At 53.3% G+C, this 12,122-nt stretch carries 10 protein-coding genes and 2 tRNA genes; 2 read left to right on the top strand and 10 right to left on the bottom strand.

Annotation, left to right across the window (positions count from 1 at the left end; genetic code table 11):
• Positions 1-51: 51 nt before the first annotated feature.
• The 5 genes from ACMHXI_RS01515 to ACMHXI_RS01495 all read right to left on the bottom strand — a co-directional run bounded on the left by ACMHXI_RS01515 (position 52) and on the right by ACMHXI_RS01495 (position 6,394).
• Entirely contained in the window at positions 52-684 is a 633-nt protein-coding gene (locus ACMHXI_RS01515; RefSeq protein ID WP_028781530.1) for a hypothetical protein, read from the bottom strand.
• A 103-nt stretch (positions 685-787) separates the two neighbouring features.
• Positions 788-1,213, bottom strand: coding sequence for a hypothetical protein (locus ACMHXI_RS01510; RefSeq protein ID WP_044734843.1), 426 nt, complete (start codon positions 1,211-1,213; stop codon positions 788-790).
• The gene (gshA, locus tag ACMHXI_RS01505; protein WP_083390399.1) at positions 1,210-2,775 is read right to left on the bottom strand and encodes a glutamate--cysteine ligase; all 1,566 of its coding nucleotides are present in this window, start codon (positions 2,773-2,775) and stop codon (positions 1,210-1,212) included. The genes ACMHXI_RS01510 and gshA overlap by 4 nt, the downstream gene beginning before the upstream one ends.
• Before the next feature lie 299 nt (positions 2,776-3,074).
• Positions 3,075-5,930, bottom strand: coding sequence for a M16 family metallopeptidase (locus tag ACMHXI_RS01500; RefSeq protein WP_208184915.1), 2,856 nt, complete (start codon positions 5,928-5,930; stop codon positions 3,075-3,077).
• Between the two features lie 38 nt (positions 5,931-5,968).
• Positions 5,969-6,394: a YqaA family protein gene (locus tag ACMHXI_RS01495; protein ID WP_025888301.1), complete on the bottom strand. Its 426-nt coding sequence runs from the start codon at positions 6,392-6,394 to the stop codon at positions 5,969-5,971.
• Between the two features lie 202 nt (positions 6,395-6,596).
• Here ACMHXI_RS01495 and ACMHXI_RS01490 point away from each other — a divergent pair, with 202 nt between their 5' ends.
• Complete coding sequence (locus tag ACMHXI_RS01490) at positions 6,597-7,562, top strand: PD-(D/E)XK nuclease superfamily protein (RefSeq protein WP_174840027.1); 966 nt, start codon at positions 6,597-6,599, stop codon at positions 7,560-7,562.
• 49 nt (positions 7,563-7,611) lie between these two features.
• Positions 7,612-7,779, top strand: a complete 168-nt coding sequence (locus tag ACMHXI_RS01485) for a hypothetical protein (RefSeq protein ID WP_025010950.1) — start codon at positions 7,612-7,614, stop codon at positions 7,777-7,779.
• 173 nt (positions 7,780-7,952) lie between these two features.
• Here ACMHXI_RS01485 and ACMHXI_RS01480 read toward each other — a convergent pair whose 3' ends face one another.
• The 5 genes from ACMHXI_RS01480 to ACMHXI_RS01460 form a co-directional block, all read right to left on the bottom strand.
• Positions 7,953-9,086 (bottom strand): sodium ion-translocating decarboxylase subunit beta, encoded by a 1,134-nt coding sequence (locus ACMHXI_RS01480; protein ID WP_208129509.1) that lies wholly within the window; start codon positions 9,084-9,086, stop codon positions 7,953-7,955.
• A gap of 9 nt (positions 9,087-9,095) precedes the next feature.
• Positions 9,096-10,895 carry a sodium-extruding oxaloacetate decarboxylase subunit alpha gene (gene oadA, locus ACMHXI_RS01475; RefSeq protein ID WP_208184916.1) on the bottom strand — a complete coding sequence of 600 codons (1,800 nt, stop codon included), beginning with the start codon at positions 10,893-10,895 and terminating at the stop codon, positions 9,096-9,098.
• Positions 10,896-10,921: 26 nt separating this feature from the next.
• Positions 10,922-11,188, bottom strand: coding sequence for an OadG family transporter subunit (locus tag ACMHXI_RS01470; RefSeq protein WP_096142730.1), 267 nt, complete (start codon positions 11,186-11,188; stop codon positions 10,922-10,924).
• 718 nt (positions 11,189-11,906) lie between these two features.
• Positions 11,907-11,983 (bottom strand) — tRNA-Arg (locus ACMHXI_RS01465).
• 46 nt (positions 11,984-12,029) lie between these two features.
• A tRNA-Ser gene (locus tag ACMHXI_RS01460) sits at positions 12,030-12,121 on the bottom strand.
• Between the last annotated feature and the right edge of the window lies 1 nt (position 12,122).

The raw sequence follows: 12,122 nt of genomic DNA, 5'->3' as shown, positions 1-12,122 counted from the left end.
GCGCACCTTAAGGGTGCGCTTTTACCGAGGAACAGCTTAGTTTCCCCTTCCCTAGCCAAAGAACAAACGCCAGAGCCAAGAGGCGTCCAGGTCTTCCTTGCACTGATTATATTGCGCCGCATAACGGCGGGAACGATTGTCCACCTTGTCGGCCACCCTTACCAACCAGGCCTTGCTGCGGTAACTGCCGCGTTTGTAGCCGCCCCAGCCTTCGTGATAATTGAGATACTGGTTGCGGGCATCCCACTTGGACACACCATTGATCTTATGGCTCTTGTAGATAAACCAGCCCATAAAATCCATTGCATCATCAAAATCGCTGCGACTGGCCCAGCTGTTGCCGGTCTCACGCACATAATCATCCCAGGTCATGGTCTTGGCCTGGGCATAACCATAAGCATCACTGGCGCGTCCTATGGGAATGATCCACAAGAAATACTCCATAGGTGGCGCCGCATTATGCTTGAAGGAGCTCTCCTGATACATCATGGCCAAGGGCACATGCACGGGAACGCCCCACTTTTCACGGGCATCCTTGGCAGCGTTGTACCAAGATCTGTGCTCTTTGAAGATGGAACAGATATTGTCGGGCTCTTTGGGAGGTGAAGTGGCGCAGCCACCCAAAAACAGGGAGGCGGAAACAGCAAGCGCCGGGGCAAATTTGGATAGAAACTGTCGCTTCACGAAAATCTCACGGCTTTCAAAGGCCAGGCCTTTGGTTGAACTTGGACTCAGTGTCGCCCGAGTCAAACATCAAATGCAACCTGAGCCTCTGAAAAAGTGAGCTTTATTGCGGCTCCGGCAGCTCGCATTCATGAACTTCCTGCTGCCAGACCACAGGTTCCCAGTAACCGGTATCCTTGCCGGTATAGCGCCTGTCGGTATTGAACTTGGCCGCCAGGTGATAACGTTGCCCGGCTTCCACCAGCAACTTCAGCTCCTTGGGCGTGCGGGCCGACAATCGCACTTTGAGCTCAGGTGAATCTATCAGCTCAGAGACGGTAAAGCTGTGTTCACCCGGTGGCAACTGATAGTTGGGTTTGGAAATCACGGGTTGGCCATCGAGATGGGTGACCACCAAGCGATAAAACTGCTGCTCCCGATCCGGCTCCAGATAACCTGAAACCGTACCACATTCGCGCCCGGGCTCGGGAGCACTGGCGCAGGCCGATAGCAACAGGGCTGCGGCCGAGATTAACAACAAAGACTTCACTGACTGACTGCTTCCTTGGCTGGTTCATCGGCAAAGTACTGAACCAGAAAATCATCAAAATTCAAACGATCAGCGGCTTCCATCTGCAACTGACTCTCGATTGAGGCCTGGGCTTCGGCTTCAAAGGAAGCCAGCGCTGCGGCACTCAGCGGATAATTCAGCAGCTGCTGCTGATACTCTTTCGCCAATGCCATCACCCAGGCGCCGTGATCCAGCCCCTTGTCTGCCAGAGTCTTCATCACCTGCCCTGACAGCGTCTCATTCGGGTCGATAACGGCTTGATGCCACTTGGCCAGTGCCAGCTGATACTGGTCATCATCCTTTCCATCGAGCAGCGTGGCCAACTGCTGCAGCTCGGCAAACAGTGCCAGCATCCACTGCTCACGCGCCACAGGCTCGCCATTTTGGCTCAGCATTAAGCCGGGCTTACGCCCTTCCAACACCACGGCCTTGAGGTTGGCAGCTATCTCCTGCTCACCTGTGCTATCGGTCGTCGCCGATGGACTCAACAAACAATGAAGCAGGAACAGATCCAGGAAGCGCACCTGAGAGGCCTCTATGCCTATGGCACTGAAGGGGTTTACATCCAACGCCCGCACTTCGATATATTCCACCCCGGCGCGTGCCAGTGCCTCGGAAGGCTTTTCACCGCTGCGGGTCACCCGCTTGGCGCGAATGGGGGCATAAAACTCATTTTCTATCTGCAACACATTGGCGTTGAGCTGGCGATATTCGCCATCAACCTTCACCCCTATGTTGGCAAAGTTGTCCGAAGGCATCTTGATGGCGGCGCGGATCCCCTTGAGATAATCCGCCAGCGAGTTATAGCTGATACTGAGCCGCTCCTGCTCCTTGTTGGTGTAACCCAGGTCACTCATTCTCAGTGAGGTGGCCCAAGGCAGATACAGGGTGCCGCGGCCCATCTTTTCAAAATCCAGTTCTGTCTGCTGCTCTTTGATGAAAGAGCCGCACAGCGCCGGTGAAGCGCCAAACAGATAAGGCAACACCCACACCAAGCGGCGGTAGTTGCGGATAAGGCCAAAGTAGCGCTCGGAGATAAAGTCACAGCGGGAAACCGACTTGTCGCTCTGGGCATAGAGCAGATCCCAAAGCTCGTCAGAAACCGAGAAGTTAAAGTGCACTCCTGAGATGATCTGCATCAAAGCGCCGTATCTGTAGGTCAGGCCCTTGCGATAGAGGGTCTTCATCCGCCCTGAGTTGGAGCTGCCGTATTGGGCGATGGGAATATCCTTCTCGTCGCCAACATAACAAGGCATGCTCACGGGCCAAAGCTTTTGTCCTTTAAGCTGATTGAGGGTAAAGGCATGAGTCTCGGTGAGACCGGTCAGCAGCTCATCTATGCTGTGGGTAACAGGCGTTATGAACTCGAGCAACGCCTCACTGTAATCGGTAGTGATCCTCGAGTGGGTCAGGGCCGAGCCCAAGGTTTTGGGATGACCATCCATAGCCAGGTGCCCGCTGGCATCAATTCTCAAGGCTTCTCGCTCAATCCCACGGCGCATATCCTTGAGTGCGGCGCGTCCTTCGGCTCCTTTGAGCATTGCGACAGATTCGGTAAATGACTTCAAATTCTTTTTCTCTGCTTGGCGGCCTAGGCCTTTATCTGGCCAATAGACCCGGGCATACCTGCTCCGCTTTCATCTCTTGGTGATTCATCACCAAAAGGCACAGGACTGCTCTGTGTGACTGCTGCCCAAAATAAAGCCTAAGCGGCCTTTCAGGCAAGTGTAATTTAAAAGAGACAGGCGGTGATGCTCCTTGAAGCATCACCGCCTTGCATAGTGGCAAGCGAGTCGTAACCCGCCGCGGTTAAGATCAATATGGGGTCAAAGTGGCCGTTTTACAAGGGCAGATTGATCACTGAATAACCCATTGCCTTAATCCCGGGCTCGATAAGATTTTTATCCCCGACCACCAATATTTGCATGCTGGCAGGATCCAACCACTCTTTAGCCAGTTCATTTAGCGTATCAATACTGGTTTGGTTGATAATCTCATCCTGACGGGCAGTAAAATCATCGCTCAGACCGTACTTCTGGATCATTCGGATAAAGCCGGCCTTTTGGTAAGGCGTTTCATAATCCAGTGCTTTACCCTGCGAAATTGAGGCCCGCATAAAGCTAAGCTCTTGTGTCGTCATCCCCTTATCATGATAAGCCTTGAGCTCCTTGATAAACTCGGCCAGCGCCTTGGCGGTGACATCACTGCGAACGCTGGCGCCCGCCTTGAAGTACCCCTGCTCAATACCACCACTGAAGAAGCTGCGGGCACCATAGGTGTAGCCCTTGTCTTCCCTGAGATTAAGGTTGATGCGGCTGTTGAAGGCGCCGCCCAAGGGATAGTTCATCAGGTAAGCCTTGAAGAAGTCGCCCGTGGCATCGTAAGGCAGGGCGCGCTTGCCTATGCTGATAACCGACTGGGCCGCTCCCGGCTTATCGATAAGGAACACCACACCGGGTTTACCCTCGGGCATCTCACCCAAGGTCGGCAGAGACACAGCCTGGCCGCCCCAAGGCTCCAATCCTTTTAGCTTGCCGATTAGCTGATCGCGGGGCAGATCGGTTACCGCCACCAGTTGGGCGTTGCCGGCGCGATACTGCTCCTTATAGAAAGCCTTGATATCATCGAGCGTCAGTTGGCTGACACTCTCAAGCGTACCGTTATCATTGACACCGAGACTGGTTTGGCTGCCAAACAGCAACTTGCTGAAACCCTCTTCGGCCAGATAGTTGGGATCCGAGGCCAGATGTTGCAGGCTTTGCAACTGCTGCTGTTTTACCCGCTCGAAATCGGTTTCCTTGAAGCCTGGCTCAAACAGCCTTTCTTCGACTATTGCCAGGGTCTTATCCAGGTTTTCGGTCAAGGCCGAGATCCGGATGCTGCTTTGATAGCCGCTGCTGTCGAACACCACGGAAGATCCCAGCAGCTCCAGCGCCTGGGCTAGTTCTTCACTGCTGCGTTTGGCGCTGGACTCATTGAGCATGGCCGCCGTCAAACCGGCGAGCCCGGCCTTTTCCACCGGCACCAGTCTGTGACCGCCGTTGAGGTAGATGACCAGCTCGGTAGTAGGCGTTTCATGGCTTTCAGTGCCCATGACACTGATACCGTTGTTCAGTTGGGCAGACCAAAGCTTGGGCACCTGCATGGAGGGCGCCTTGCCGGCAGCGGGGATCTTACTGCGATCGAAACTGCTGTTGGCACTTACGGCCTGCTGCAACCCGGCAACGGCGTTGGCGGCAACCCTTGGTTCAGGCGGGGTAAAGTTATCGGCCTTGGCCACCAGCGCCTTGGCGCCCATGGGCACCACACTCATCACCACGCTGGGTTTATCCTTGATGTAGCGCTTGAATACCCGCATCACATCTTCTTTGGTCACAGCATCATAGCGGGCCAAATCTTTGGCTATCTGATTGGGATCACCGGCGAATGTCTGGTTATAGGCCAGGTTGGACACCTTGCCCGACACACTCTGCAGCGAGAAGATACTGTCGGCGCGGAACTGCACCTTGACCTTCTGCAGATCTTCATTTGTGACGCCCCGCTGTTCAAATTCGGCAATCGATTCGCGGATCTTGGCCTCTATCGGCGCCAGTGCTCCGCCCTTGGCCGGATTGGCCAAGGCGTAGATGGACATTTGACAGGCCAGCTCCTGGCAAGGATGACTGACCCCGGCCTGCACCGCATAACCATCTTTCACCAGATTCTTGTAAACCAGCGAGGTCTTGCCGCCGCCGAGAATATTGGCCAGCAGATCCAGCGCGGCCTCATCCTGGTGACGGGCATAAACGGTTGGGAAAGCAATACGGATGAGTGGCAGATGGACATTGTCTTCCATCGAGATATAGCGGCTCTTGTCCAGCGTTACCAAAGGTTTGGCATCGGTCGCCACCTCAGGCCCCTTGGGAATATCGCCAAAGTACTTGCTGACCCAGGCCAATGTCTGCGCGGTATCTATATCACCGCCTATGGTCAGGGTCGCATTGTTGGGGCCGTACCAGCGTTGGAAGAAGTGTCTTACATCGTCGGGCGTGGCGCGATCGAGATCCTCGGGCCAACCGATAACAGGCCAGGAATAAGGATGACCGGCGGGATAAAACGCCTGATTGAAGCGTTCATTCATCCGCCCATAAGGACGGTTATCGATACGCTGGGCCCGTTCGTTTTTCACGGTTTCCCGCTGCACTTCAAATTTCTTGTCGGTCAGGGCCGGGAGCAGGTAACCCATACGGTCCGACTCCAGCCAAAGCATTTTTTCCAACTGATTACTGGGAACAGTTTCGAAATAGTTGGTGCGATCAGTGTTGGTGGTGCCATTCAAGGTGCCACCGGCTTCGGTGACTATCTTGAAATGCTGTTCATCAGCCACATGCTCGGAGCCCTGGAACATCATATGTTCAAACAGATGGGCAAAACCACTGCGCCCCGCCTGCTCTCTGGCCGAGCCCACATGATAGGTTACATCCACATGCACCAGAGGATCAGAATTGTCCTGATGCAGTATCACTGTCAGGCCGTTGGCCAAGCGATACTTGCTGTAAGGGATACCGACTTCACCGGCCTTGGGGGTGACCGACTCGATGAGAGTCACGCCTGCCGGCAGTTGTACCGAGGAAACCTCAGCCAATCCTGTGTCGGTCTGCACTGAGCAACCCGCCAATGCGGCTGAAATTGCCGCCGCCAATAACCATTTCTTCAAAACGTTACTCCTTCAACCAGAGACTGAAACCCAATAACTCATTGCAGCCACTCTAAAGCCAACAACACAATAATCAAATAGCGCAGGCCCTTGCCTGTCAAAATCATCAGAGTGGATTTTGTAAGAGGAAGTTTCATCCAACCTGCTAAAAGGCACAGAATATCGCCGATCAGCGGCACCCAGGAAAGTAACAAGGCCCAATAACCGTAGCGGTTGAGCAGCGCCAGCGCATGCTTGTGGCGACCGCTGTCGAGTTGCTCGGGCGTGACCGCCTTGCGCCCCAATAGCCCAAGTAGATAACTGCTCAAGGCCCCCAAGGTGTTACCTATAGTGGCGCTAAGCAGCAGCGACAATGCCATCTCCGGCTGCTTGTCCAGCAAAGCCAGCAACAAGACTTCCGAGCCTCCAGGCAGCAATGTCGCCGCCAAAAAAGCGCCGCTGAACATCAGCCAGAGTTCCCACATAAGATACCTTCCTGCATACTGCCTGAATCAAAGGCCCGTCCAGGCAAGTTCAAAGATAAATAGTTTTTAGCGCTGAAAGATATAAGAAAACAATGTCATTGCCCAGCTAAGTCTCAAGAGTTTAAATCATACAATCGCGATAGAAAGCCACAAAACCAGGGGTTAAAACCAGCCCTTAAATGGACAAGGAAAGGAGTCATAAATGCAGGAGCTGAACTTTATTCAATCTGTTCAGGAGCGGGATATTGATTTGATGTTGCTGGAGGAGTGCCACACTTCAATGGCCTTCTGCAATTGGTTGGTTTCCCGGGTATATGAATTCCCCCACTCCGTAGAGTTTATCGGCGCCTGGCATTCTGTCATTCACAATCAATACGGTGAGTCGGATCTCGTGGTGATTTTCAAGGCCAATGACGGCTCCCATCAAGCCATTCTTATCGAAAACAAGATAGATGCAACGCCACAACAGCAACAAGGGTTAAGGTATCGCTACCGCGGCGAACATGGGATAGAACAGGGCTATTGGGTCGATTTTCGCACCTGTCTGTTGGCTCCGCAAAAATACCTGGCATCCAACAATGAGCCCTATGATAAAACCATCGCCTATGAGGAACTCATGGCGTACTTTGTCGCCCAAGGGGCATGGTACCGGGCACGGCTTATGGCCGAGAGCATCAACAAGCAAAGACGTGGATACCTTCCCAGCATTAGCCCCGAAGTCACAGAGTTTGCCAGGTGTTATCTTGAGTTTGCGAAAAGACATCACCCGGAGTTGAACCCGGAAACACCCAAAAACCGCGCCGCCGGACATTCCTGGCTGCATTTCTACCCGCTACTGCCCAATAAGCAAATCCGCATCGTTCATCAATTGGCAGGAAGCCTGGTCAAAATCATGTTTCTGGGAGCAGCCGAGCAGCTTGATATACTCACGCAAGCCTTCGGTGCTTATGCAAGCACAGGACTCATGATCAAACGCTCCGGCAAGTCTGTCGTGATGGAACTGCCTACGCCGCCCATTGACCCTTTTAAAGACAAATTCGAAGATGTCCAACCGCAAGTGCAACAATCCATTGCCCAAGCCAAGAAACTGAGACAGATGTTAATTCAGGTGCTGGCGGATAAAGGAATTGCAGCGAGCAATATTCAAGCATCTGACTGGTACTCTTGAAGAACCCCGGTCTATGATTAAGCCATATCTCTTTGAATAGTGAGCAATCATGGCCCGTCTTTTGTTTCTACCTATTATCCTTTCCCTGTTCTGGATAGCGTTTTTACACTTCAACAATGTCCCTTTGGCGCAGGGGAAACGCGGTTTTATTTGGATAATAGGCGTCAGTGGTGCCTTGATTGCCCTGCTGTCACTGGCCATCTGGCTGACGGCCTAAGCTTTTGATATGAGCCTTTGAAATGAATGCTTGAATCGACTCAGAGTGTACCAAAACCCGCGCGTTGCAGATTGCCCTCCAGCAAACCTTAAAACCGATAACCGGCGCGGCACACTGGCTACGCCGGTTATTTTTGAACGTCATGGCTCTCAGCGATTCAGCGCGCAAAGCGCTCAGTTCCCCAATACCGCCAGCAGAATACCGGCAGCGACCGCACTGCCCAGCACCCCGGCCACATTGGGGCCCATGGCGTGCATCAACAGGAAGTTTTGCTGATTGGCCTCTAGCCCCACCTTATTCACCACCCTGGCGGCCATGGGAACGGCCGAGACCCCGGCGGCACCAATCAAGGGGTTGACCTTGCCACCACTGAGTTTACACATGAGCTTGGCCATCAAGACCCCGGCAGCGGTGCCAATGCTGAAAGCCACCGCCCCGAGCAGCAAGATCCCCAATGTCTCGACCCGAAGAAACTGCTCGGCCGAGAGCTTGGAACCAACCGCCAATCCGAGGAAGATAGTGACGATATTGATAAGTTCGTTCTGCGCCGTGTTGGAAAGTCTATCCACCACCCCGGATTCGCGCATCAGGTTTCCGAGACAGAACATGCCCACCAAGGGGGTCGCCGTCGGCAAAAACAATATGGTCATTCCCAGCACCATAAGGGGGAAGATGATCTTCTCCTTCTTGCTGACTTCCCGCAGCTGTTCCATCTTGATCTGCCGCTCGGCTTCCGTGGTCAAGGCCCGCATGATGGGAGGCTGAATGAGCGGCACCAAGGCCATGTAGGAGTACGCGGCCACCGCAATGGCTCCCAGCAAATCAGGCGCCAGTTTGGAGGCGAGGAAAATGGCCGTCGGACCATCGGCGCCGCCTATGATGGCGATGGCACCGGCATCTTGCATACTGAACTCAAACCCGGGTACAAGGTTCAAGGCTATCGCACCAATCAGGGTGGCAAAAATCCCGAACTGAGCAGCCGCGCCCAGCAATAGCGTCTTGGGGTTGGCTATCAGGGCACCGAAATCTGTCATGGCGCCGACCCCCATAAAGATCAGCAGCGGAAAAACCCCGGTATCTATCCCCACGTGATAAACATAGTAGAGCAGCCCATTTTCCTCGGTAAAACCTGCATTGGGGATATTGGCCAGAATGGCGCCGAAGCCGATGGGAAGCAGCAGCAAAGGCTCAAACTTGCGTATTATTGCCAGATACAACAGCAAGGCACCGACCAACATCATCAAGGCCTGTGGCCAGGTAAAATGCGCTATTCCCGTCTCAGACCAAAAAGCGAGTAAACCGTCCATCATCGCTCCTTAGGCCAGTGCCAGCAACTTGGTACCGACGCTGACGGCATCACCTTCCTTGACCAGGATGCGGCTGACTACACCATCGGCCTGAGCCCGGATCTCAGTTTCCATCTTCATCGCCTCGAGTATGATAACGACATCACCGGCGCGAACGCTGTCTCCGGCAGCCACCTGTACCTTGAAGATATTGCCGGAAAGCGGCGCACTCATCTCCAGTTCAGGCCCAGAGGCAACAGCAGGAGCCTGCACAGGAGCAGCCTGCGGCTCTGCCACCGGCAAAGGCGCTACCTGACTGATATCACCGCCCTCACTGACCTGCACCACAAAGCGCTGGCCCTGCACATCCACGGTATAAACCTCCGGCTGACGCCCACCGGTGGCAGCCTTGGTTTGAGTTGTTTGTAACAGAGGAGCTTCCAATTCTGGCTTGGGTTCAAATGCCGCTGGATTGCCACGGTTCTTAATAAACTGCAGGCCGATTTGCGGGAACAGCGCATAAGTCAGCACATCATCGTCGCGCTCTTCGCTGAGGCTCAAACCTTGTGCCAACGCTTTTTCGGCCAGTTCGGCCCGCAGATGTTCAAGCTCAGGCGCGAGCAGATCGGCCGGGCGACAACTCACAGGCTCGGCCCCCTGCAACACCCGCTGTTGCAATTCACTGTTCACCTTGGCCGGGGTGGCACCATATTCGCCCTTGAGTACACCTTCCGTCTCCTTGGTCAGCGACTTATAGCGCTCGCCCATCAGCACATTGATTACCGCCTGGGTACCGACAATCTGGGAGGTGGGGGTCACCAGAGGAATAAAACCCAGATCTTCCCGCACTCTTGGGATCTCCTCGAGCACCAGATCCAGCTTGTCCTCGGCGCCCTGCTCTCTGAGCTGGTTTTCCATATTGGTCAGCATGCCACCCGGCACCTGAGCCCGCAGGATACGTGAATCTATACCTTTTAGTGCCCCTTCAAAACGGGCATATTTTTTTCTGACTTCGCGGAAATAGGCAGCAATCTCCTCCAGCAGCGTCAAGTCATAGCCTGTCGCCCTATCGGTATCTTCAACCATGGCAACCAGGGTTTCGGTGGCACTGTGACCATAGGTTTGGCTCATGGAAGAGATGGCAGTATCCAGCACATCAATGCCTGCCTCAATCGCCTTTTGATAGGTTGCGGTTGATAACCCTGTAGTGGCATGGCACTGCATGGTGATCAAGAGATCGGTTTCCGACTTCAAGCGGCTTATTAGCTCAAATGCCTCCATCGGCTTGAGCAAACCGGCCATATCCTTGATACAGAGTGAATGGCAGCCCATATCTTCCAGCTGTTTGGCCATGGTCAACCAGGTTTGCAGTGTATGTACGGGGCTTGTGGTGTAAGAAATTGTGCCCTGGGCATGAGCGCCAACATCAATCACGGCTTTCAGCGCGGCTTGCAAGTTGCGCACATCATTCATGGCATCGAACACCCGGAATACATCGACCCCGCTGTCATGGGCGCGCTCCACAAACCGGGTCACCAAGTCGTCACTGTAATGGCGATAACCCAGCAGATTTTGCCCTCTCAATAACATCTGCTGCGGGGTGTTGCGCATGGCTTGTTTCAGCGCCCGGATCCGCTCCCAGGGATCTTCACCCAGATAACGGATACAGGCATCAAAGGTTGCACCGCCCCAGGACTCCAGGGACCAAAAGCCGACACTGTCCAACTTGGATGCTATCGGCAACATATCTTCGATACGCATTCTGGTTGCCAACAATGACTGGTGGGCATCCCGCAGGACAACGTCGGTTAATGCTAAAGCTTTACTCATCTTTTTTATCCATCAGATTGCGGCAATTAAGCCTGTTTGCGGTATTGGTGAATGGCACAACTAATGGCTGCCAACTGTTGCGGCGTTGGTGCACCTGCCTGGGCGACGACTGCAGATTGTGCCTTGGCCCTTTCCTGAGTTTGGTTCTTATCCTCCAAGCTGGGTTTAGGTGCCAGATAATGGGCCGATACCCGGATCCCCAAGATCAGCAGCCCCAAGAACAGATAAACCAGCCCCATACCAAGCAGCATAATCCCCACAGCTTCCACGAGTTGCTCAGAAAGCGACATCATATCTTCCTCATTTTGTTAATGGCGCGGCAGGCCTTTCCATGTCTAAGTCTGGTCTGAGATGACAGAACATGGCACCCCAGCCGGACAATAATGGTAAATATGCGAAAAAAGGCGATTTTCAATCACTGCTTGTTTTAGCCTAACAGGCCAAGTTGCACCTAACCATGTGACTTAGGTCAAAAGCGATAACCAATCTATAACAAAAAAACCTCCCCAATGTAAATTGGTCATACCAAAACAAATCAATAAAACCTCATAGGGAATAATGATTCATAAATATTCATTTAAGATTTTTGATGAAAAACCAAAACTCAAACCAGAACGAAGGGAAGATGATATCGCGAATACCGGCAAGGGCGGCAAGTTTCAACATAGGGGACTTGTGAATACAAATGGTTTTAAAGCCTTTCCCGGATGTGTTCGCCATAAGCGATAAAACTGTCTGTGATGAGTTTGCCTAGAAACCAAGCGACTCAGCGGCTCTGCTTTAAGCAATGGCGGTACGAATTTCGACGGTATGAAGAACAAAGCATGGTACTTGATGATGAAAATAGGTTCTCTATCCAGAACTTGTTACATCCCGGACTTTCAGTGGGCCTGTGTCTCTGTATCAAGCTTGCTGATAAGGGGCACGGTGGATAGCTAGGAAATTGCAGGCGAGTAAGAAACAGATAGCAAAACGCCCCGCTATTGCGGGGCGTCTTACTTCTTTGCTATTTGGCGCGCATGGAAGGAGTCGAACCTCCGACCGCCTGGTTCGTAGCCAGGTACTCTATCCAGCTGAGCTACATGCGCTTAATCCGGAACTCAGAAAGCTTGGCTCTCAGAGTATAGTAAAGAATGGCGGAGAAGGAGGGATTCGAACCCTCGATGGGAGATAAAGCCCATACTCCCTTAGCAGGGGAGCGCCTTCGGCCACTCGGCCACCTCTCCG

Source organism: Shewanella sp. BJSY2023SW005 (assembly GCF_047314585.1).
Taxonomy (GTDB): Bacteria; Pseudomonadota; Gammaproteobacteria; order Enterobacterales; family Shewanellaceae; genus Shewanella; species Shewanella algae.
This window is presented reverse-complemented; position numbering and strand designations above follow the sequence as displayed.